Source organism: Micromonospora sp. NPDC048839 (genome assembly GCF_040649915.1).
In the GTDB taxonomy this organism is placed as follows: Bacteria; Actinomycetota; Actinomycetes; order Mycobacteriales; family Micromonosporaceae; genus Micromonospora.
Genome location: NZ_JBEZGL010000014.1, coordinates 14,721 through 36,557 on the forward strand (window position 1 = coordinate 14,721; position 21,837 = coordinate 36,557).

General features: G+C 70.8%; 18 protein-coding genes and 1 pseudogene. 13 read left to right on the top strand and 6 right to left on the bottom strand.

Translation table 11 applies throughout. The features are described 5' to 3' along the window. Positions 1-316: 316 nt before the first annotated feature. Positions 317-2,023: a glycoside hydrolase domain-containing protein gene (locus AB0C25_RS24375; RefSeq protein ID WP_357376547.1), complete on the top strand. Its 1,707-nt coding sequence runs from the start codon at positions 317-319 to the stop codon at positions 2,021-2,023. A gap of 104 nt (positions 2,024-2,127) precedes the next feature. After that, a complete protein-coding gene (locus tag AB0C25_RS24380; protein ID WP_357376548.1) occupies positions 2,128-3,333 on the top strand; it encodes a low temperature requirement protein A in 1,206 nt (401 codons plus the stop codon). Positions 3,334-3,340: 7 nt separating this feature from the next. On the opposite strand, the gene AB0C25_RS24385 is transcribed toward AB0C25_RS24380, so the two are convergent. Continuing rightward, entirely contained in the window at positions 3,341-4,171 is an 831-nt protein-coding gene (locus tag AB0C25_RS24385; RefSeq protein WP_357376549.1) for a siderophore-interacting protein, read from the bottom strand. An 82-nt stretch (positions 4,172-4,253) separates the two neighbouring features. Between AB0C25_RS24385 and AB0C25_RS24390 the strand changes: the two genes are divergently transcribed. From AB0C25_RS24390 to AB0C25_RS24400, 3 genes and pseudogenes are all read left to right on the top strand, one after another. Then, positions 4,254-4,454, top strand: a complete 201-nt coding sequence (locus AB0C25_RS24390; protein WP_357376550.1) for a hypothetical protein — start codon at positions 4,254-4,256, stop codon at positions 4,452-4,454. Positions 4,455-4,555: 101 nt separating this feature from the next. Further along, positions 4,556-6,479: pseudogene (gene dnaG / locus AB0C25_RS24395) on the top strand (DNA primase). Beyond that, a complete protein-coding gene (locus AB0C25_RS24400) occupies positions 6,480-7,016 on the top strand; it encodes a hypothetical protein (protein ID WP_357376551.1) in 537 nt (178 codons plus the stop codon). Between the two features lie 16 nt (positions 7,017-7,032). On the opposite strand, the gene AB0C25_RS24405 is transcribed toward AB0C25_RS24400, so the two are convergent. From AB0C25_RS24405 to AB0C25_RS24425, 5 genes are all read right to left on the bottom strand, one after another. Further along, on the bottom strand, positions 7,033-8,001 hold the full coding sequence (locus AB0C25_RS24405) for a TAXI family TRAP transporter solute-binding subunit (RefSeq protein WP_357376552.1): 969 nt from the start codon (positions 7,999-8,001) through the stop codon (positions 7,033-7,035). Then, positions 7,998-8,390 (bottom strand): roadblock/LC7 domain-containing protein, encoded by a 393-nt coding sequence (locus tag AB0C25_RS24410; RefSeq protein ID WP_357376553.1) that lies wholly within the window; start codon positions 8,388-8,390, stop codon positions 7,998-8,000. The genes AB0C25_RS24405 and AB0C25_RS24410 overlap by 4 nt, the downstream gene beginning before the upstream one ends. Then, a complete protein-coding gene (locus AB0C25_RS24415) occupies positions 8,387-10,738 on the bottom strand; it encodes a nitrate- and nitrite sensing domain-containing protein (protein WP_357376554.1) in 2,352 nt (783 codons plus the stop codon). Before AB0C25_RS24415 ends, AB0C25_RS24410 begins: the two co-directional genes overlap by 4 nt. A 63-nt stretch (positions 10,739-10,801) precedes the next feature. Next, positions 10,802-11,824: a TAXI family TRAP transporter solute-binding subunit gene (locus tag AB0C25_RS24420; RefSeq protein ID WP_357376555.1), complete on the bottom strand. Its 1,023-nt coding sequence runs from the start codon at positions 11,822-11,824 to the stop codon at positions 10,802-10,804. Next, entirely contained in the window at positions 11,821-13,911 is a 2,091-nt protein-coding gene (locus tag AB0C25_RS24425; protein WP_357376683.1) for a TRAP transporter fused permease subunit, read from the bottom strand. The genes AB0C25_RS24420 and AB0C25_RS24425 overlap by 4 nt, the downstream gene beginning before the upstream one ends. A gap of 801 nt (positions 13,912-14,712) precedes the next feature. Between AB0C25_RS24425 and AB0C25_RS24430 the strand changes: the two genes are divergently transcribed. The 8 genes from AB0C25_RS24430 to AB0C25_RS24465 all read left to right on the top strand — a co-directional run bounded on the left by AB0C25_RS24430 (position 14,713) and on the right by AB0C25_RS24465 (position 21,740). After that, the gene (locus tag AB0C25_RS24430) at positions 14,713-15,645 is read left to right on the top strand and encodes an ABC transporter ATP-binding protein (RefSeq protein ID WP_357376556.1); all 933 of its coding nucleotides are present in this window, start codon (positions 14,713-14,715) and stop codon (positions 15,643-15,645) included. Positions 15,646-15,827: 182 nt separating this feature from the next. After that, positions 15,828-16,367, top strand: a complete 540-nt coding sequence (locus AB0C25_RS24435) for a hypothetical protein (protein ID WP_357376557.1) — start codon at positions 15,828-15,830, stop codon at positions 16,365-16,367. A 136-nt stretch (positions 16,368-16,503) separates the two neighbouring features. Continuing rightward, a complete protein-coding gene (locus tag AB0C25_RS24440) occupies positions 16,504-16,980 on the top strand; it encodes a DUF5753 domain-containing protein (RefSeq protein ID WP_357376558.1) in 477 nt (158 codons plus the stop codon). Further along, positions 16,971-17,162: a DUF397 domain-containing protein gene (locus tag AB0C25_RS24445; RefSeq protein WP_357376559.1), complete on the top strand. Its 192-nt coding sequence runs from the start codon at positions 16,971-16,973 to the stop codon at positions 17,160-17,162. The genes AB0C25_RS24440 and AB0C25_RS24445 overlap by 10 nt, the downstream gene beginning before the upstream one ends. Positions 17,163-17,567: 405 nt before the next feature. Beyond that, positions 17,568-18,365 (top strand): ABC transporter permease, encoded by a 798-nt coding sequence (locus AB0C25_RS24450; RefSeq protein WP_357376560.1) that lies wholly within the window; start codon positions 17,568-17,570, stop codon positions 18,363-18,365. 9 nt (positions 18,366-18,374) lie between these two features. Next, positions 18,375-19,184, top strand: coding sequence for an ABC transporter permease (locus tag AB0C25_RS24455; RefSeq protein ID WP_357376561.1), 810 nt, complete (start codon positions 18,375-18,377; stop codon positions 19,182-19,184). A gap of 73 nt (positions 19,185-19,257) precedes the next feature. Continuing rightward, on the top strand, positions 19,258-20,277 hold the full coding sequence (locus AB0C25_RS24460; RefSeq protein ID WP_357376562.1) for a YihY/virulence factor BrkB family protein: 1,020 nt from the start codon (positions 19,258-19,260) through the stop codon (positions 20,275-20,277). A gap of 284 nt (positions 20,278-20,561) precedes the next feature. Then, positions 20,562-21,740, top strand: coding sequence for an ROK family protein (locus tag AB0C25_RS24465; RefSeq protein ID WP_357376563.1), 1,179 nt, complete (start codon positions 20,562-20,564; stop codon positions 21,738-21,740). The last annotated feature ends 97 nt before the right edge of the window (positions 21,741-21,837 follow it).

The following is a 21,837-nucleotide window of genomic DNA, read 5'->3' on the forward strand; positions in this document are numbered from 1 at the left end:
CTCAACGGGGTGCCACGGCTCATGTGTCCTCATCCGAAGGGACGGTTGCCGACCCACAACCGCATAGCAGGACCACCAGGGACCGACCACTTCGGACGGAACCCACGGTGACGCCTGTGTCGCGGATCTTAACCGGCCGCAGCAGGTCCAGCCAAGGGTCTCGATGCGTTCCAGCACCTGGCAGACCACCACCAGCGGCCCCTTGGTCGGCCTGGACCAACCTCGGCCGACCCCCGCTCCACCCCAGACTCCCGGCCCGCCCCTCGGCGGAGCCGTGCCCTCGTACGCCCCGGTAGCCCTCGGAAAGGAACTTCCCATGCGTGTTTCCTCCGCACCGCACCTGTCCAACCAGATCTCCCGACGCGGCGTGCTGGCCGGTCTGGCCGCCATCGCCGCCGGCGGCGTCACCGGGCTGGCCTTCGGATCCCCGGCGGCCGCGGCCGCCCTGCGCCGCGGCGTCGACTACTCGTGGGGTCGCCCGAGCATCAGCGCCCTCCAGGCCGGCGGTTACACCTTCGCCTGCCGATACCTGAGCGACAGCACGACCGGCAAGAATCTCACCCGGAGCGAGGCGGACGCCCTCATCGCGGGCGGCATCGACATCGTCTCCAACTGGGAGTACACCGCCAGCGAGGCGCTGCAGGGGTACGCGAAGGGGGTCGAGAACGCCACCAAGGCGCACAGCCAGGCGCTGGCCTGCGGCATGCCGGCGGGCAGGCCGATCTACCTCAGCGTGGACTTCGACGCCTCGGCGTCGCAGCAGCCCGTCATCAACGCGTACTTCGACGGAGCGGCCTCGGTGCTGGGCCGGGCGCGGGTCGGCGCCTACGGCGGCTACTACGTGATCAAGCGACTCTTCGACGCCGGCAAGATCCGCTGGGGCTGGCAGACGTACGCGTGGTCGTCCGGTCAGTGGGACAGCCGGGCACAGCTGCGGCAGGTGGAGAACGGAGTGTCCATCGGCGGGGCCGACTGTGACCGCAACGAGGCCTGGGCCATCGACTTCGGCCAGTGGGGCACCCGGCGGCCGGCCGCCCGATCGTTGACGGTGGCGTTGAATGCCGACGGCCGGTTGCAGGCATTCCAGACCCGCGGCTCCGGTGCGGTGTACAGCACCTGGCAGACCTCCGCGAACGGCGTGTTCGGCGACTGGGCCAACCTCGGCGGCAACGACCTCCAGGCCCCCACGGCCGTGACCAAGCCGAACGGCCGGATCGAGCTGCTGGCCATCGGCGGCGACTCGAAGCTCTACGACAAGTGGCAGACCACCGCGAACGGGCCGTTCGCCGACTGGGCCGGGCTCGGCGGCACCGACCTGACCACCGACCTCACCACCGCCACGAACGCCGACGGACGCCTCCAGGTCTTCGTCATCGGCGGCAACGGCAGCCTCTACAGCGTCTGGCAGACCACCACGAGTGGCCCCTGGTCGGCCTGGGCGAACCTCGGCGGCAGCGACCTGCGCTCGCTCAGCGCCGTGAAGAAGAAGGACGGCCGGATCGAACTGTTCGCCATCGGCGGCGACGGCAAGCTCTACCACAAGTGGCAGAACACGGCCAACGGGCCGTTCGCCGACTGGACCAGCCTCGGCGGCAACGACCTCACCACCGACCTGACCATCGCCGCCAACGCCGACGGACGCCTGCAAGCCTTCGTCATCGGCGGCAACGGCGCCCTCTACAGCATCTGGCAGACCACCACCAGCGGCCCCTGGTCGGCCTGGACCAACCTCGACGGCACCGACCTGCACGCCATCAAGGCCGTCACCAAGACCGACGGCCGGATCGAACTGTTCGCCATCGGCGGCGACGGCAAGCTCTACCACAAGTGGCAGAACACGGCCAACGGGCCGTTCGCCGACTGGACCAGCCTCGGCGGCAACGGCCTCACCACCGACCTGGCCGTCGCCACGAACGCCGACGGACGCCTCCAGGTCTTCGTCGGCGGCGGCAACGGCAGCCTCTACAGCATGTGGCAGACCACCACCAGCGGCCCCTGGTCCACCTGGGCCAACCTCGGCTGACCCGGCAGCTCCGCGGGGGGTCACCGGCCGTGCCGGTGACCCCCACCACCGACCGGCTCGCCGGTTCCGGCCCGCAGCCGGGTCCGCCCGGGGACCATGACCAGATGCGCAGGGTACGGACCGGAGCCCCCCACGTACCGAACTGGCTGGCCAGTCGGATGGGGCTGCGAGGACTGGCCCCGCGGACCGACGAGGCCGGCCACCGGCACGCCACGTGGCTGGAGCTGTTCCTCGACCTCATCTTCGTGTACGCGCTGGCGGCGGTGGCGGCCCGGCTGGGCAACGAGCCGAGCCCGTCGCCGACGGCCGTGCTGGCCGTGATCGGGCTCTTCGTGGTGATCCAGTGGGCCTGGCTGGGGCAGGTCTACTACGACACCCGGTTCGACCCGGACGACGCGCCGCACCGACTGCTGGTGCTTGTCGCGTTGGTCGGCGCGGGCGCGATGACACTCGGGGTCGACGAGGTGCCGGAGAGCGTGCTCCTGCCGGTCGGTTACCTGATCGTGCGGGGCGTGCTGCTCCTGCTGTATTTGCGGGCCCGCCCGACCAGCCCGATGGCCCGCCTGGTGACGACCGTCTACCTGATCGGCTTCGGGTCGGGCTGGCTGATCTGGCTGGTGTCGCTGATGGCGCCCACCGAGCTGCGCCCCGTCCTGTGGATCGTCGCGATGGTCATCGAACTGGCCACGCCCTGGGTCGGGGTCCGCTGGCTCAACCGCTGGCCGGTGGACAACCGGCACCTGCCGGAACGGATCGGCCAGTTCACCATCATCGTGCTCGGCAGCGCGCTGGCCAGCCTGCTCTTCGCGGTGCCGGACCACCCTCCGCCCCACATGATCCTCACCGCCGCGATGGCCTTCCTGATCCCGGCGGCCGTCTGGTGGGTCTACACCACATTCGTCACCACCCGACTCCTCCAGAGCCGCCTACGCGGCGGGCAGGCGTACAGCTTCCTGCACATTCCGCTCGGCGGCGCGCTGCTGCTGCTCGGCTGGTCGCTCGGCCAGGTGGTCCGGCTTGTCGACGACAACGCGGCCCGCCTGCCGCTGGAGCTGCGGCTGCTACTGGGCGCCTCGATGGTGATCTGGACGTTGTGTGGCCTGGCCCTGTACTGGCTGTGGACCCGACCGAGCCGCGCCCGGTTGGCGATCGCCGCCTACGGGGTGCTCTCGGTCAGCCTGATCACCGCCACCGTGCACGAGCCGAAGCTGATGCTGTCCCTGCTCGCCGCAGCGATCGTCGGGTACGCCATGCTGCTCAGCCGACGACTCACCCGCGCCCGGGACTCGACCCAGACGCAGGAGGGTTGAACGACCGTCAGGCGGCGGTGGCCTCCTCGGCGGCCACCTGGTTGTTCCAGTCTGCCTTGGTGGAGCGCCAGCCCTCGTCGTCCATGCCGCGTCGCCAGTACCCGGAGATGGAGAGCCGGTCGAGGGGCACACCCCGCTCGCCGCGCAGCAGCCGGCGCAGGTCCCGGACGAAGGCCGCCTCGCCGTGCACGAACGCGTGCACCTGGCCGCCCGGGAACTCCAGCGCGCGTACCGCCGCGACAAGCGCCTCGCCCACCGGGCGGTCGCCACGGTGCAACCAGGTCAGCTCGACCGCGCCGGGGCTGAGCAGCTTCTGCTCGTCCGCCGGGTCGCCGATCTCCACGAAGACGTGGGCCGGCGCGCCCAGCGGCAGCCGCTCCAACGCGGCGGCGATCGCCGGCAGGGCGCTCTCGTCGCCGACCAGCAGGTGCCAGTCCGCGTCCGGGGTCGGCGCGTACGCCCCGCCGGGGCCGACGAAGTGCACCGGGTCACCCGGACGCAGCGCGGCGGCCCACGGGCCGGCCAACCCCTCGTCGCCGTGGTGCACCACGTCCACGGTCAGCTCCTCGGCCAGCGGGTCCCACCGCCGCACGGTGTACGCCCGCAGCCGGGGCCACTGCTCCCGGGGCAGGTCCCGGCGGATCGCGGCGAGGTCCAACGGCTGCGGGTACGCGACGCCGGGCTGCGGGAACACCAGCTTGATGTAGTGGTCGGTGAACTCCCCGACCGGCAGGCCGACCAACTCGTCCCCACCGAGGACGAGCCGGATCAGGTGCGGGGTGGGCCGCTCGGTGCGCAGCACGTGGACCGAGGTGACGTTCCTGGGACGCTCCGTCATAGTAGTTAGGGTAACCTAAGCCTGTGGTCGGGCCCTGCTTGCGGCCACCAGAGCAGCCCTGACCGGCCAGACCGTGCAGGACGTGGCGGTGTTCGCCTGCCGCAACGGCTACGCCCGGCTGATGGCTGTCGCCCCGCAGCCGGCGGAGATCCCCGACGGCCAGATGTTCCTCCACCAGGAGGCCAAGGGCTGGCGGGTCGTCGCGCGTACCTCGGCAGCCACCGACTGCGGTGACACGGGCCTCAACGCGGCCGTCCAGACGGCCTGCGCCGGCCTGGTCTGACCCTGCGGGGGCCGGCACGCGGGCCGGAACCGCCCAGCCGGCAGCGGTGGCCGCCACACCGGCATCCCCCGGCCGGCGTGTCGTCGGTCCGGCAGGGCAGGATGTACGCCGAGGGGGTGGCGCATGGCTGGGCGGATCCGGGACGAGGACATCGCACTGGTCCGGGAACGCACCTCGATCGGGGATGTGATCTCCGAGACCGTCACCCTGAAGTCCGCCGGCGGCGGCAACCTGAAGGGCCTGTGCCCGTTCCACGACGAGAAGAGCCCGTCGTTCAACGTGTCCCCGGCCCGCAACGTCTGGTACTGCTTCGGTTGCGGGGCCGGCGGCGACGCCATCAAGTTCCTGATGGACGCGGACCATCTCAGCTTCGTGGAGTCCGTCGAGCGGTTGGCCGGCCGTGCCGGCATCCAACTGCGCTACATCGAGGACGACAAGGGCACTCCGCGCCCCCGCCCGCAGCAGGGTCAACGGCAGCGTCTGGTCGCCGCGCACGCCGCCGCGGTCGAGTTCTACCGGGCGCAGCTCAGCACGGCGGGCGCCCGGCCGGCCCGGGAGTTCCTGGCCAAACGGGGCTTCGACCGGGCCGCCGCCGAACGCTACGGCTGTGGCTTCGCGCCGGAGGGTTGGGACCCGCTCACCAAGCACCTGCGCCAGCAGGGTTTCACCCACCAGGAGCTGGTCACCGCCGGGCTGTCCCGGGAGTCCCGCTCCGGCACCCTGATCGACAGGTTCCGCCGTCGGCTGCTCTGGCCGATCCGCGACCTCGCCGGCGACGTGATCGGCTTCGGCGCGCGCAAGCTCTTCGACGACGACGACGGCCCGAAGTACCTGAACACCCCCGAGACGCCGATCTACAAGAAGTCGCACGTGCTCTACGGCATCGACCAGGCCAAACGAGAGATCGCCAAGCAGGGCCGGGCGGTCATCGTCGAGGGTTACACCGACGTGATGGCCTGCCACCTGGCCGGGGTGACCACGGCGGTGGCGACCTGCGGCACCGCGTTCGCCGCGGACCACATCTCCGTGCTGCGGCGGCTCCTGTTCGACAGCGACGAGGTGGCCGGCGAGATCATCTTCACCTTCGACGGTGACGCCGCCGGCCAGAAGGCCGCACTGCGGGCCTTCGAGGACGACCAGCGGTTCGTCGGGCGCACGTTCATCGCGGTCAGCCCGGACAACATGGACCCGTGCGATCTGCGGCTGGCCAAGGGTGACCTGGCCGTGCGGGATCTGGTCGCCCGTCGTGAGCCGCTTGTCGACTTCGCGCTGCGACACGTGATCAGCCGCTTCGACCTGGACACCGTCGACGGCCGGGTCGAGGCCATGCGTCACGCCGCGCCGCTGGTCGCGCGACTCAAGGACCGGGAAAAGCGCCCAGAGTACGTCCGCAAGCTCGCCATGGACCTCGGGATGGAGATCGAGCCGGTGCAGCGGGCGGTGCTCGCCGCCGCCAACACCCCGCCGCCCGGCACGCGCGACGCCGCCCCCGGCAACCGCGCCGCCGCCTCCGGCACCCGGCCCGCCCCGGCTCGCCCCGAGCCGGCCCTGGACAGCCCGCAGTCGATGGTCGAGCGGGAGGCGTTGAAGCTCGCCCTCCAGCAACCGGTCCTGGCGGGGCCGATGTTCGACGCGGTCGAGGCGCCCGAATACCGCCACCCGGTGCACGTCGCGGTGCGTACCGCCATCGCGACCGCCGGTGGGGCCGCGTCGGCGACCGGCGGCGCGGTCTGGATCGAGTCGGTCCGGGACGCCTGCGACGATCTGGCCGCGGCGGCCCTCGTCGGTGAGCTGGCGGTGGAGCCGCTGCGCATCGACGGCGAACCGGACCCGCGCTACGTGTCGATCACGATGGCGCGGGTGCAGTTCGGGTCGGTGACCGCCCGCGTCCGGGACCTGAAGTCGCGCATCCAGCGGATCAACCCGGTCAACAACAAGGACGAGTACTTCGCCGCCTTCGGTGAGCTGCTGTCCCTGGAGCAGCATGCCCGGGCGTTGCGTGAGCAGGCTGCGGGAGGCCTCTAGATGGGACTGTTCAGCCGCAAGCCGAAGCTGCCACCGGCCGACCGGCCGCCGCTGGACCCCGACGAACGGGTGCTGGCCTGGGCGGCCGTCGGCAACGGCGAGGGCGACGGGGTGGTGGTCGCCAGCAACCTCGGGCTGTGGTTGCCCGGTCGAGGGCACCGGCTCGGCTGGCACACCATCCTCAAGGCGGTCTGGTCCGGCCGGGAGTTGACCGTCACACCGGCCGAGACAGTTGCCGAACGCGACGGTTACACGCTGGTCGCCGACGGCCCGGCCGAGACATACTTCCTCCTCGATCCGCAGGAGCTGCCGCACCAGGTGCGGGCGCGGGTGACCCGTTCGGTCGCGTACACCGAGCACCAGCCGGTGCCCGGCGGCGCGGCGCGGGTCGCGGCCCGCCGCGTGGCCGGGGCCGACGGTCTCACCTGGACGGTCCGCCTCGATCCCGGCACCCCGGCGGACGACGAGGCCCTGCTCGCCGAGACCGACCGCCTGGTCGGCCTGGCCCGCGCCGCCACGGCTCCGGGCGACCTGTGAGCGAACGCTCGGTTGCTCAACTCCCCCGGTAGTAGCGGCTGGCGCCGGGATGCAGCGGGATCGGCTCGCTCAGCGCGGCACTGGCCCGGGTGAAGTTCGCCGCCTCGGGATGCACGGCGATCAGCTCTTGCTGGTGGTCGAAGAGCGTCCGGGTGAGGTCGTACGCCAGGCCGTCGGGCATGTCTGCGCTGACCAGGATCACGTTCGCCACGGTGATGGTGGGCGCGTCACTCGCCGTGTTGTAGACGTTGGCGGTCAGCGTCGAGGTGGTGTAGACGGGGCCGTAGCCCTTCTGTAGCGGCTGGAGGAGGTTGTCCAACGGCAGTAGCCGGAACGCCCCCGGCGAACTGGTGAGCAGGTCCTTGATGCCGGGGGTGGGCAGACCGCCGGAGAAGAACATGGCGTCCAGGCTTCCGGCCCGTATCTGTTTCACCGTCTCGGGCAGCGACAGGGTGAGCCGTCGGACGTCGCGGTCCGGATCGAGATTGGCCGCGCTGAGCAGCCGGCCGGCGATGATGTCGGTGCCGGACTTCGGCGAGCCGGTGGAGACCCGCTTGCCGCGGAGGCCGGCGACGTTCTCGATCTTGCTGTTGGCGCGCACGATCAGGTGCGTGTAGTTGCTGTAGATGCGGGCCAGCGCGCGAACCGGCTGCGGCTTCCCGTCGAACGCGCCCTCCCCGGCGATGGCGTCGGCAGCGGTGTCGGCGAGACTGAACGCGATCTCCATGTCGCCGGTGGTCAGGCGGTTGATGTTCTCCACCGAGGCGCCGGTCGGTTCGGCCCGCGCCTCGTAGCCGGGCAGATGTCGATTGATCAGGTCCGCGTAACCGCCGCCGAGTTGGTAGTAGACGCCTGTGGTGTTGCCGGTGGCCAGGAAGATCCGCCCGCCGTGCCAGGCGTCCGACGGGGGCGACTCGCCACCGCAACCCGCGACGAGCACGGCCAGCAGCAGCGCCGCCACCAGCCGCCGCACTCGTGTGGTCACCGGCGTACCGCCGGCTCCAGGGCCTCGGCCACTCGCTGCACCAGGGTCGCGGTCTCGTAACCGATCTGGCCGAGGTCACAGCCGGGTGCCGCGAGCACGCCGAGCAGCGCGCGTGAGCCGACCGCCATCACCAGCAGCACACCGCCGTCCATGTCGATGATCTGCTGGCGTACGCGGCCGGCGGACATCAGCCGGGCCGCGCCGACGGTCAGACTCGCCAGTCCGCTGATCACGGCGGCGAGCTGGTCGACCTGGTCGATCGAGAGGTGCGGGGAGGCGGCCAGTCGAAGCCCGTCCTCGGAGACCGCGAGGGCGTGCGACACGTCCGGAACCTGGTCCACGAAGTTCGCGAGCAGCCAGTCCAGACCTGTTGGCGCGGGTGTGGTCATCGGATTCTCCCGTTGGGTGTCGTGTACGGGTTGGAGCGGGCGGCGCTCGCAACGCCTTCGGCGAGGGCGGAGAGGCGACGCCGGACCACCTCGGGATCGAGCAGATCGGACCTGCTGGCGGGGGACGGTGGCGGGGGCAGGTGCGTGGGTAGCTGCGCGGGCAGTTGGTCACCGCGGCTCCGACGAGGCAGCCCGCCGGCGGTGAACTGCGGGGTCGGCGGGGCGGCCGGCGGCGGCACGGGAGCAGCGCCGGGAAACGGCCCGGTGGGCGGCGGTACCGTGGCGACGCCGCGAGCCTGCCCGCCCGCCGCGCCCTGGGCGGCGACCAGTGGCCGTGCCCCGGCGGCAGCGTTGCTGGCCGGTCGGAACCAGGCCGCCGGCCGTCCGGCCAGTGGCCGTCCCGCCACGGGCTGGTGATGGGCGACCGTCTCGATCCGGGTCAACAGCTGGTCGGGGAGTTGCACCTGGGCGATGGTGCCGCTGTCGGTGCTGTAGAGCTGCACCCGGATCCCGTACCGGACGGCCAGGTGAGCCACCACGTGCAATCCCATGCTGCCGGCCGCCGCACTGCTGATCATGGCTGGGCTCGCGAGCCGATCGTTGATCGACGCCAGCCGGCCCGGCCGGATGCCGATTCCGTGGTCGTGGACCCGCAGCAACAGCCCGTCCACGGTGTGCCGGCCGTCCACCAGCACAGGCGTGTGCGGCGGTGAGTAGACGGTGGCGTTCTCCAGCAGTTCGGCGAGCAGGTGCACCAGGCTGCCGACCGCCGCGCCCTGGACCCCGGCCGCCGGCAGGTTCAGCTCCACCCGGGGATAGTGCTCGATCTCCGAGGCCGCCGCCCGGACCACGTCCTCCAGGTGCAGCGGAGCCTCGTGCCCCCGGCTCGGCTCGCCGCCGGAGAGGACCAGCAGGTTCTCTCCGTTGCGACGTAGGCGTGCGGCGAGGTGATCCAGTGCGAAGAGGCGGTCGAGGACCCGGGGATCGGTCTCCTCGCGCTCGAAGTCGTCCAGCAGCCGTAGCTGGCGGGTGATCAGGGTGCGGATCCGCCGGGCCAGCGCCTCGGCCATCCGCGTCATGTCCAGGCGCAACTCGGCCTGCGCGCCGGCGAGGCGCAGCGTGGCCTGGCTGACCGTGCCGAAAGCCGCGGCGACCTGGGCGACCTCGTCGTGACCACGCGCTATCGCGGCGGTGGCCGCGCCAGCGGCGCTCTCGTCCGGGCGCTCCGCCCCGGCGGCGATGGCGGTGATCCGCTCCGGTAGCTCGTGGTTCGCCATGGCCAAGGCCGCGGCCCGGAGGCGGCTCAACCGCCGGCTGATCCGGATCGCCAGCACCACGGCCGTGATCAGCGAGCCGAGCGCCACCGCACCGGTCACCCCACCGGTGAGCAACGCCCTCCTCAGCGTGTCCCGGGCCAGCGCCGCCGCGTCGCGGTCGAGGTCCTCGGAGAGCTCACGGCCGAGCAGGTTGTATCGGCGCAGGGTGCCACTCTGCGCCACGAACCAGGCGTCGCCATCGGTCTTCATCGCCTCGGCGCCACCGTCGGTCGCCAGCACCGCGTCCCGCATGGTGCGGGCCGTCTCCACGTCACCGCCGGTCATCAGCCGGGCCCAGGACCTGCTCGCCGTGTCGGTCGCGATCCGGAGGAACTCGTCCTCGCGCTGCTCCTGAGCACCGTTCAGCGAACCCAGCCGGGCAAGCTCGCCGGCGTCGAGGCGGCCCCGGCTGAAGACGGCGCGCAGCAGGTCACGTTCGACGGAGGCCAAATGCTCCTGGGTGGCGACGGAGGCGACCTCCCGGGCGGCGTTGGCCAACTCCGGGTCACGCAACTGGGCCGGCAGCGCGTCCGCGACGGCCAGCAGGGACTCGACGGTGCGGGCGTACGCCGTGTCCGCCTCCGTGCCGGTCAGCGCCAGGGCGCGGTTGGGGGAGAGTTGGTCGAGTTGACCTCTGGCCCTGCCGAGCACCGACGTCAGCTCGGGCACGGACTCCCGGGCCTGCTCATCGGCGGAGCGGAACCGCTCGACGGCAGCGTCGACGCGGCGCCGTTGGGCGTCCACGAGTGGCCGTCCGGCGGTGCCGCCTCGTTGGCGTAACGCCGCCGTCTCGCCGAGTTCCCGCTCCAGCTCGTGGACCAGTTGGACGGTGACGGTGGCGGTGCCGGAGAGGACACGGGCCCGGTCGGCGTCCGCGCTGGCGTCCAGCGCGGCGTCGGTCTGCGCGGCACCGAGCACGGTCAGACCGATGATGGTCACCATGATCGGCGCGAGTAGCTGGGTGCGGATCGAGCGAAGGTTTTCGAGAACACCGCCGGTGCGGTGCTGGCGTACGTGGGCGGGGAGCGGCACCGGGGCCTCCCGGGTCGGGGTGGTGCCCGGCCCGGGCGGTGAGCCCGGGCCGGGACGATCGGATCAGCTTGCGGCGTTCAGCTTCGTCAGCGCCGTGTCCGCCCCACGGTGCAACTGCACCGGGTCGGTCTTGCGTGCGTTCGCCAGGTCGATGCCCTTGGCCGCCGGGTTGGCCTGACTGAGGGCGTCCTTCTTCTCGAACACGGTCCTCGTGATGACGCAGGCGACGTTGGCGTCGAGGTCCTCGCGGACCAGCAGCACATTCGGCACCACGATGGTCGGGACATCGGCGGGAGTCTTGTAGACGTCCTTGGTGATCGTCCCGGCCTGGTACGCGGGGTTCAGCTCAGCCATCTTCGGCAGCAGCGGGCTGATGTCGATGAACTTCACCTTGTCGGCCGCGGTGGTGAAGAGGTCGGTGACGCCGCCGGTCGGGGTGCCGCCGGACCAGAAGAAGCCGTCGATGCTGCCGTCCTTCATGCCGTCGACGGTCTTGGTCAGATCGAGTCGCTGCGCCTGGATGTCCTTTGCCGGGTCGAGGCCGGCCGCGGTGAGCAGCCGCTGCGCGATGACCTCGGTACCCGACTTGGGCGATCCGGTGGAGATCTTCTTGCCCTTCATCTCGGCGACCGAGGTGATTCCCGCGTCGGCCCGGACGACGACCTGGGTGTAGTTGTCGTAGATGCGTGCGAGGGCCTTCACCGGCTGCGGCCCCTTGAAGGTCCCCTTGCCCTGCGTCGCGTTGACCGCGGTGTCGAAGAGCGAGAAGGCGACGTCGTACTGTCCGGCGACGAGTTGCTCGATGTTCTGCACCGAGGCGCCGGTCTCGGCGGCGGTGCCGGTGAGCTTGCCGCCGCTGGCCGTGGAGAGCTGCCCAGCGAGCGCGTTGCCGACGACGTAGTAGACCCCGGTGGCGTTGCCGGTGGCGATGCCGACCCGGGTGTCCTTGGTGACCTCGCAGCCGACTGCGCTGGAGGTGTCGTCGGTGGCCGCGCTCTTCTGACGGCCCCCGCATCCGGCGACGCCGGCCGCGAGCAGGGTGACTGCCCCGAGACTCGCGGCGATTCGCACGTTGATCCGTCTCACCTGTTCTCCTCCTGATGGTCGTTCTGGTTGACGCCCCTGCCGGCGGCGGCCGTCCGGTTGGCCGTGCCGCGGCGGAGCAGGACACCCGCCACGGTGAGCGCGACCAGGGCGGCGCCGACCATGACGGGGACAGGTTCGAGCCACAGCAGGACCAGCCCGGCGAGCGCGCCGACGATCCGCTCGGGTTTTCCGGCCGGGCCGATGCCGGGCAGCCACCCACCGGCCGCCACCGCGAGCACCGCGACTCCGAACGCGGTGGTCAGGCCGGCCAGCAGGATGCGGCCCACCCCGCCGATACCGAGCAGCCCGAGCCCGGTTGGCGTGAGCACGAAGGCGATGGGGATGAGGTACGCGGGCAGCGCGTACCGCAGGGTCTGCCACATGGTCGGGACCAGTCGTCCGCCGGTGACGGCGGCGGCGGCCACCGCGGCGAGCGCGGTTGGCGGCGAGGCCTCGGAGAGCACCGCGAAGTAGAAGACGAACATCGCCGCGGCGGGTGCGGCGACGCCCAGGTTGAGCAGCGCCGGGCCGATGATCACCCAGCCGATCACGAACGAGGCGGTGACCGGCACGGCCAGGCCGAGCAGCGTGAGCGCGAGCGCGGCGAGCAGGGCGGTGAGCAGGAGCACGACGAACGGGTCGGAGCTGACTGCCTGGGCGCCGCTGAGCAGCAGCGCCGCGGCCTGCGGGCCGAGCCCGGTCTTGGTGGTGGTGGCGGTGATGATGCCGGCGGCGGCGCAGACCGCGCTGACCGCCAGCACTCCGCGCACTCCGTTGCCGAGCGCCTCGATCAGGCGTGCGGGGGTGAGTCGGTGCCGTCGGTCCAGGAAGGAGAGCACGGCCGCCAACGCGGTGGCCAGCACCACGGCCCTGGTCGCCGAGGCGCCGAGGGCGAGCATCACGACGATCACGATCAGCGAGAGGAAGTGGTAGCCGAAGCGGGCCAGCAGCGACCAGGCCGACCCGGCGTCGATCGTGACCCGACGTACTCCGGAGCGGCGGGCGTCGATCTCGACCGCGAGCAGGATGCCCAGGTAGTAGAGCAGGGTCGGCACGGTGGCCCAGCCGAGCACCTGGAGGTACGAGACGCCGAGGTACTCGGCGATGATGAACGCCGCGGCCCCCAGCGTCGGCGGCGACAGGATCGCGCCGACGCCGGCGGCGGCGAGCATGCCGCCGGCCCGCTCCGGCGGATAGCCGGCTCGGCGCAGTATCGGCCAGGTGACCGAGCCGATGCTGACCGTGGTGGCCGCTCCCGAACCCGAGACGGTTCCGAGGAGGAAGCCGGCGGCCACCGCGGTACGTCCCGGTGCGGTGCGGGAGCGGCGGAACGCGGCCGCGGAGAGTTCCACGAAGAACCGACCGGCGCCGGAGAAATCCAACACCGCGCCATAGATGGTGAAGAGCACGATGTACGAGGCGGCCACGTCCAGTGGGGTCCCGTAGAAGCCGCTGTCGGAGTTGTAGAACGCGTCGATGAGCTGCCCGAAGTCGAGGCCGGCGTGGGCCACCGGCCAGGACTGCGGCAGCAGCCCGCCGTAGTAGCCGAAGGCCAGGAAGAGCAGACAGACCGCCGGCAGGATCCATCCGGTGGTGCGGCGGCACGCCTCCAGCAGCAGGAGCAGCAGCACGGTGCCCAACACCAGGTCGACCGGGTCGAGCAGCCCCTGTCGGTCGAGGAACGCGTCGTATCCGCCGCCACCCGTACCGACGGCCATGGGCAGCACCGGGTAGAGGCAGCTGAGCAACGCGGCCCCGGCGAGCACCCAGTCGACCGGGGTGGGGCGCATCCGGCTCGTCGGTCTGCTCGCCGGGTCGGTCGGCGCTGCCGGTGTGCCGCGTCGGGGCAGGCGCACTCCCGACGGATACGCCAGGAAGACCATCGGCAGGACGCCGGCGAGGAAGATGATCAGGTAGAACTTGCTGCCCTGTGCCAGCGGAAAGAAGACCTGGTAGATGGCGAGGAGCGCGACGGCAAGGGTGGCGCCCGCGACGAAGAAGCCGAGTGGCCCGGTGAAGACCCGGCCCGGTTTCTCGTCCTCGAACTGTGCGGTCAACTCGCGGTCGGGCTGCCCGCCCACGGGCACGGGAGTGGGATCGGTCCCACCGGGTTCGGCGGCTGGCCCCTTCTCGGCGGCTGGCCCCTTCTCGGCGGCTGGCGTCAGCGGCTGTTCGTCGATGTCGGCCGGTGCGGGCGCGTCGTCGTCTCGGGGCGAGGGGACGGAGTCCTGAACAGGGTGGGCGGATGACACGCTGGGGGACACTACGGGGGACTGCGCTGTCTGGGAATATTGTTGATCGTGATTGCTGTGGGTGACTATTGTTTGCTGAGTGGAATCCCCGAGAATGTCGATTTAAGAATGGGATTCGTGTCTGCGACAGTCGCAGACGCGCGGCGATTCGGCAGGTCGTGCAGGCTGCGTGGTCCCGCTCGCGGTGTCGATGAGTGGTGAGGGTCAACGGATACGCATCCTCAACATGTGATCACTAAAAGTCACATCATTCATCGCCGTGTGCCGGCTTAGCGATGGTTTGGACATCTTCGTTCAGTTCGATCTCGCCCCGTCGCCAGCCGAAAAAACTTGCCGGTGTGACCTTCTTGTTATCGCGTCGGCCATCCGGGCGTTGCTGAATCCTGGAGCCTCTTTGCTGCCAACAAATTGCAAGGCCCGGCACTGCTGGCGGTCCGGGCCATCCATGGTGATCATGATCGGGTCGCCGCGCTATTCGGGTGGTGTTGTCTGCGGTGTCGGTTAGGGGCCGGTGGTGCCTTCGGGGCGACCACTCATTCCGGCTCGGGATTGGGCTCAACGGCAAGATGGACGCGGTGGGGGTCTGGCGTCGAATTTGCGTGGAGGGCTGTCGGACCTGGCGGCTAGGGTCGGGCGGTGACTTCGGGGCGGCCACTGATTCAGGCGCGAGGGCTGGTGAAGCGCTTCGGTGACTTCACCGCCGTGGACGGCATCGACGTCGAGGTGCGCTCGGGCGAGGCGTTCGGCTTCCTCGGCCCCAACGGCGCGGGCAAGTCCTCCACCATGCGGATGGTCGGTTGCACGTCTCCACCCAGCGGTGGTGAGCTGCGCATCCTCGGCATGGACCCGGTCGCCAACGGTCCGGCGATCCGAGCCCGGCTGGGCGTCTGCCCTCAGTTGGACAATCTCGACCCGGAGCTGACCGTCCGGGAAAATCTGACGGTCTACGCACGCTACTTCGGCATCGGCCGCCGAGCGGCCCGGGAGCGGGCCGACGAATTGCTCGACTTCGTCCGGCTCACCGAGCGGGCCGACAGCAAGGTCGATCCGCTGTCCGGTGGGATGAAGCGCCGGTTGACCATCGCCCGCGCGCTGGTCAACGATCCGGAGATCGTGCTGCTCGACGAGCCGACCACCGGGCTCGACCCGCAGGCCCGGCACCTGGTGTGGGAGCGGCTGTTCCGGCTCAAGCAGCAGGGCGTCACGCTGGTGCTCACCACGCACTACATGGACGAGGCCGAGCAGCTGTGCGACCGGCTGGTGGTGATGGACGGCGGGCGGATCGTCGCCGAGGGCTCGCCCCGGGCGCTCATCGAGCGACACTCCACCCGGGAGGTGGTCGAGCTGCGCTTCGCCGCCGAGTCGCAGGAGCCGTTCGCCCGCAAGCTCGACGGCCTGGGGGAGCGGGTCGAGGTGCTGCCCGACCGGGTCCTGCTCTACGTGCCCGACGGCGACGCGGCTGTCGCCGAGGTCGCCGCGCTCGGGCTCGACCCGGCCAACGTGCTGGTGCGGCGCAGCGGCCTGGAGGACGTCTTCCTGCACCTGACCGGCCGCACCCTGATCGACTGATCCACTCGGCTGTCCTGAAGTCGTGGTGTCGGGGTGGCGCTGACACCCCGACTTTCCGGACGTCGAGTCGATCAACAAGCGGGACCGGCCACGAGGCCCGCCGGTTGAGGTCGGGCGACGGCTCACGGCGGCCGGGCCGCCGTTAGGGTGACCGGCGGCCTGTCGTACCCCGAAGGAGCTTCATGTCCGATCTGGTGACCGCCAACCGACGTCAGGCCGGGCTGACCGCGCTCTACCTGGGCATCTTCGCGATGGTCTGGTTCAGTGTGCCGGCGGCGGAGCAACCGCTGCGCGGCCTGCTGGTGGTGGGCAGCATCGTCGCACTGCTCACCGCCGTACTGGGTGGCGTGCTGGCGGCCCGACTCCGAGGCGCCGGCAGCCCTCGGGACCGGGCAGCCGACCGCCCGTACCTGCTCATCGTCGTCGCCGAATTCGCCGCCGCCGGGCTGGGTGCCGCCGTGCTGGTCGCCGCCGGCCGGTCCGAGTACGTGCCGGTACTGGTCTGCCTGGTGGTCGGCCTGCACTTCTTCCCGCTCGCCCCGCTCCTGCGGGACCCGCTGCTGCGTCCGCTCGGTGTCGCGCTGTGCCTGGTGGCGGCGGCGGGGCTGGTCACCGGCCTCGCCTCGGCGGTGTCCGCGGGTCTGGTGGTCGGCGTCGGTGCGGGAGTGCTGCTGCTCGGTTACGCCGTGCAGGCGCTGGTCCGCGCCCACCGACCGGCCTGACCGGCGGAGCCCGACGAGGTCGACCGATCGTTGGCAGCTCAGCAGCAACCGTTCCCGCGTGTCGAGCTGCTGAGCTGCCAACGATCACCGCTCAACGGGCTCTCGCCCAGATGAGGAAGCGGTGACTCAGTAGGTCGTGTCCGAGCTGGCCCCCGAGGTACTGACCGGCGGCGGGCTGTTCGCACCGGACGAGATCGAGCAGCAGGTGGCAACCCGGCTGGACCGTCAGGGACTGCTCACCCGCGACCGGCCTCCGCTGCTCACTGCCGTGATCGACGAGCACGTGCTCCGCCGCTCCGTCGGCGGGTCGGGAGTGATGCGCGAACAGATTCAGCACCTCGTGAAACTTGGCTCCGCGCTCCCCAGGGTCCGAATCCAGATCGTGCCGTCCGCTGCCGGTGCTTACGTTGGGCTCGGTGGACCCTTTGTGATTGCTACGTCGCGGCAGGGGGAGGACCTCGTCTACCTCGCTGGCCAGCGCCACGGGCAGGTTATCGACCGGGCCGAGTACGTCCGTCAGATGGCCGAGGTGTGGGAGTCGATCCGGGGTGAGGCACTATCGCACAGGCAGTCCCTCGATCTCCTGGCGGAAGTAGCAGAGACATGGATTTGACCGTTGCCCAGTGGCGCAAGAGCATCCGTAGCGGCCCAGATGGCGGTAACTGTGTGGAGGTTGCCGCCAACCTGCCCGGGGTGGTGGCCGTCCGTGACTCGAAGGACCCGACCGGCCCGGTGCTGGTCTTCGCGCCGGACGCGTGGCGTGCGTTCGTCGGGCTCGGCGCCCTCCGCGGGTAGCTGCGGCGGTCGCGTCGGGTCGCGCCGGTCGCGCCGGTCGCCGGTCGCCCGTTGCCGGCGCTTCGGACCGCTAGATCCACTCGGCTTCCTGCAAATCGGGGTGTCGCAGCGCTGCGGACCCCCCGGTTTCCGTGAACCCGAGTGGATCATCAGCGCGAACGGGCCGGGACGCCCCGGTTTCCGTGAACCCGAGTGGATCATCAGCGCGAAGGGGCCGGGACGCCCCGGTTTCGGTGATCTCGAGTGGATCACCGGCGTGAGCTGGCCCCGGACGCGCCGGTTTCGCTGAACCCGAGTGGATCATCGGCGACGGGCCTGCCGAAACCCGGACGACACGGCGACGTGCTCGTCGTAGGGTGGCCGGCGGCCTGTCGTACCCCGGGGGTAGGAAGGTCGGGGACGGGGGTGGTCGTGGTGCGTGTGGCGGGGCGGGCGCGGTTGCCGTGGGTGCCGGCGTGGGCGGTGTTCGAGCACTACCTGGTCGGTCTGCGTCGCACCTGGCGGGCCGGGGTGTTCTCCTCGTTCCTGCTGCCGGTGCTCACCGTGCTCGGGTTCGGGATGGGTGTCGGCGCCTACATCGACCAGGGCGTCGACGGGGTGCGCTACCTCGACTGGCTGGTCCCCGGGCTGATCGCCTCGACCGCGCTGCAGGTGACGGTCGGTGACTCGACCTGGCCGGTGTTCAGCAACTTCCAGTGGGTCAAGACCTACTTCGCGCAGAGCGCCTCGCCCCTGCGGGTGGGCGACATCGTGTTGGGGCACCTGGCGTTCGTGCTGTTCCGGGTGCTCACCACCATCGCGGCGTTCCTGCTGGTCACCGGGCTCTTCGGGGCGTTGCGCTCGCCGTGGGCGGTGGCCACCCTGCCGGTGGTGGCGTTGCTGGGGCTGGCCGTTGCCGCGCCGGTCTTCGCGTACGCCGCCTGGGTGTCCACCGACAACTGGCTCGCGATGCTGTTCCGGTTCGCGGTCATCCCGATGACGCTCTTCGCCGGGGTGTTCTTCCCGGTGGAGTCGCTGCCCGACGCGCTGCGGTGGCTGGCGTACGCGACGCCGCTGTGGCACGCCGTCGACCTCTGCCGCGCGGCCACGCTCGGGGTCGCCCCCCAGTGGTCGATCGCCGGGCACCTGCTCTACCTGGCCGCGTGGGCCGGTGTCGGCTGGCTGCTGGCGCTGCGCGCCTTCCGCCGCAAGCTCGTCGTCTAGGGAGATCCCGTGGTCACGCTGCTCCTGCCCCGGCTGGTGGACGTCTCCGCCGCCTCCCGGCGGTCCGCGTCGGTGGTGGGGCGCAACGTCGCGGCGCTGAAGTCGGTCTACTGGCTGCTCCTGCTCTCCGGTTTCCTGGAGCCGCTGCTCTATCTGCTCTCCATCGGCGTGGGCGTCGGGACGCTGATCGGTGACCTGCCGCTGCCCGACGGGCGGCTGGTGTCGTACGCCGAGTTCGTGGCTCCGGCGATGCTGGCCTCCTCGGCGATGACCGGGGCGCTCTCCGAGACCACCTTCAACTTCTTCGGCAAGATGAAGTACATGAAGCTGTACGACGGGGTGATCGCCACCCCGGTACGGCCGTTCGAGATCGCCCTCGGCGAGCTGGGCTGGGCGATGCTGCGGGGCAGCGCCTACTCGGCCGCGTTCCTCGGCGTGATGATCGCCTTGGACCTGACCAGCGTCACCCGTGCGTTGACGGCCCTGCCGGCCGCGGTGCTTGTCGGGTTCGCGTTCGGGGCGCTCGGCATGGCGGTCTCCACCTTCATGCGCAGCTGGCAGGATTTCGACCTGGTGGCCTCCGCGCAGTTCACCCTGTTCCTCTTCTCCGGCACGTTCGTGCCGGCGCAGGCGTACCCGACCCTGCTGCACTGGCTGGTCGAGATCACCCCGCTGTACCGGTCGGTGCACCTCATCCGGGGCCTGGCGCTGGGCACCGGGGGTTGGCTCTGGCTGCTCGACGTGCTCTACCTGCTGGCGGTGCTGGCGGCCGGCCTGCTGGTGGCGTCGCGCCGGATGGGCAGGTTGCTCTACCAGTAGGGGTTATCGGCGCCGGTCCACGGGGCATGTCGGAGGTGACACCACCACCACCACCGACGGATGAGGAGGGGCGATGGCCTCGGACGAGTCTGCCGCCCGCCGGACGCCTGCCGCCGCCAGCGCCCCGGTCGGGCCCGACGCGGGGCCGGACAGCCCCACCGATCTGCCCGGCAGCGGCTGGAAGGCGGCACTGCGGCGCACGGTCAGCGAATTCCAGGACGACAGCCTGACCGACTGGGCGGCGGCGCTCACCTACTACGGGGTGCTGTCCATCTTCCCCGGCCTGCTGGTGCTGATCTCGATCCTCGGCCTGCTGGGCACGGGCGCCACCGAGGGGGTCAAGGACACCGTCGACCAGGCGGTGCCCGACGGCAGCATCCGGCAGATCATCACCGCGGCGATCACCACGGCGGACAAGAACGGCGGTCTGGCCAGCGTCGCGGCGATCATCGGTGTGGTGGCCGCGTTCTGGTCCGCGTCCGGCTACATCGGCGCGTTCATGCGCGCCTCGAACAGCATCTACGACGTGCCGGAGGGCCGGCCGATCTGGAAGACGCTGCCGATCCGCCTCGGCGTGACCGCGGTGGTCGGGGTGCTGTTGCTGGTCAGCGCGGTGATCGTGGTGTTCACCGGCCGCCTCGCCGAGGCAGTGGGGGACGTGGTCGGCCTCGGCGCGACCGCGGTCACGGTGTGGGACGTCGCCAAGTGGCCGGTGCTGCTGATCCTGGTCAGCCTGATGTTCGCGATCCTCTACTGGGCCTCACCGAACGCCCGGCACGGCGGTTTCCGCTGGGTCAGCCCGGGTGGGGTGCTGGCCGTGGTGATCTGGCTGGTGATCTCCGGCCTGTTCGCCCTCTACGTGAGCAACTTCGGCTCGTACGACAAGACGTACGGGGCGCTGGCCGGCGTGATCATCTTCTTGGTCTGGCTGTGGCTGAGCAACATCGCGATCCTGCTGGGTGCCGAGTTCGACGCCGAGTTGGAGCGGGGCCGCGCCATCGCGGCCGGCCATGGAGTCGACGACGAGCCGTACGTCGAGCTGCGCGACGACCGCAAACTCCGCAAGAAGCGCAACGCCGCCGGCCGCCGCTGACGGCTCCCACGCCGACCGCACCGCCCCGCACCCGAAAACGCCCCGCCACCAGCCATCGGTCGGCGGGGCGTTTTGGTGTGTGTCGATGCAACTGCGGGCGAGTGGGCGCGGGCGCCCCGTGATCCTTTTCTTGATCGACTAGTAGCTTTTGTTCTTTCGGACAAAAGTTCATCTCGGAACGGTTGAAGCTCTGGACACGCGGTGCAGAGCGCTCCTACTGTGTCGGACACAACACTTCGACATTGCGTCGATGTGAACGATGCCAATGAAGAGGTGACCCCCCGGTGCGGACCGTCGACCCCCTGCACGTACGACTGTTGCGGTTGCTCCGCGACGAGGGGGCCGTCTCCCGCGCCGAGTTGGGCGACCGACTCCAGATGCCGCGCCCGCGCATGCTGGCCGAGCTGGATCGCCTGGTCGCGCTGGGTTACGTCGCCGAGGCGGGGCTCGCCGCCTCCCGGGGTGGACGACGCTCCACCCTGGTCGAGTTGAACCCGAAGCTGCGCTTCGCAGCGGTCGACCTCGGTGCCAGCTCGATGGACATCGAGGTGGTCAACGGCCGCCTCGAACCGGTCGCCCAGTACGCCGAGCCGGCCGACATCCGCAACGGACCGAAGGTGACCCTGCAACGGGTCAACGAGCTGCTGCACAAGGCCCGGGTCGACGGCGCGTACGAGCGGTTGGACGCGGTGGGCATCGGGGTTCCCGGTCCGGTCAGCTTCCGCGACGGCGTTCCGGTCTCGCCGCCGATCATGCCCGGCTGGGACCGGTATCCGGTGCGCGAGTTGCTCAGCCGGGAGCACGGTTGCCCGGCGGTGGTCGACAACGACGTCAACATCATGGCGATCGGTGAGCGGCACGGCGGGGTCGCCCACTCGGTGGACGACTTCCTGTTCATCAAGATCGGTACCGGCATCGGGTGCGGCATCTACCTCGCCGGCGAGGTCTACCGGGGTACTGACGGCTGCGCCGGCGACATCGGCCACATCCAGGTCGACTCGCACGGTCCGATGTGCTCCTGCGGCAACGTCGGCTGCCTGGAGGCGCTGTTCAGCGGCGCCGCGCTGGCCAAGGACGCCGCGACCGCCGCCCGCAGTGGGACGTCGCCGGCGCTGGCCGAGCGGCTGGCCCTGCGGGGGATGGTGACCGCGCTGGACGTCGCCGAGGGCGCCGTCGAGGGCGACGTGACCTGCATCCAGCTCATCCGGGACGGCGGACGGCGGGTCGGTGGGGTGCTCGCCGGCCTGGTCAGCTTCACCAACCCTTCAATGATCGTGATCGGCGGCGGGCTGGCCCAACTGGGGCACATCCTGCTCGCCGAGATCCGCAGTGTGGTCTACCGCCGGTCGCTTCCGCTGGCCACCGGCAACCTGCCGGTCGTGCTGTCCGAGCTGGGTGGACGTGCCGGTGTCACCGGCGCGGCGGTGCTCGCCGGCGATGTCGCCTTCGCGGAAGCATCGTGAGCGCGAGGAGTGAGCCGGGTTTGCGAGCCCGCAGTCGCGAACAGAGGCCCGCCCTGTGAACCCTGACCGAAATCCTGTCGTGAGCGAGGAGGAGACT

Bases quoted from the DNA above. Each gene is read 5' to 3' on its own strand.
- AB0C25_RS24380 (WP_357376548.1), top strand. From the start codon at position 2,128: ATGCGCAGGGTACGGACCGGAGCCCCCCACGTACCGAACTGGCTGGCC.
- AB0C25_RS24400 (WP_357376551.1), top strand. From the start codon at position 6,480: ATGGGACTGTTCAGCCGCAAGCCGAAGCTGCCACCGGCCGACCGGCCG.
- AB0C25_RS24410 (WP_357376553.1), bottom strand. From the start codon at position 8,390: ATGACCACACCCGCGCCAACAGGTCTGGACTGGCTGCTCGCGAACTTC.
- AB0C25_RS24445 (WP_357376559.1), top strand. From the start codon at position 16,971: ATGGATTTGACCGTTGCCCAGTGGCGCAAGAGCATCCGTAGCGGCCCA.
- AB0C25_RS24385 (WP_357376549.1), bottom strand. From the start codon at position 4,171: ATGACGGAGCGTCCCAGGAACGTCACCTCGGTCCACGTGCTGCGCACC.
- AB0C25_RS24375 (WP_357376547.1), top strand. From the start codon at position 317: ATGCGTGTTTCCTCCGCACCGCACCTGTCCAACCAGATCTCCCGACGC.
- AB0C25_RS24435 (WP_357376557.1), top strand. From the start codon at position 15,828: ATGTCCGATCTGGTGACCGCCAACCGACGTCAGGCCGGGCTGACCGCG.
- AB0C25_RS24460 (WP_357376562.1), top strand. From the start codon at position 19,258: ATGGCCTCGGACGAGTCTGCCGCCCGCCGGACGCCTGCCGCCGCCAGC.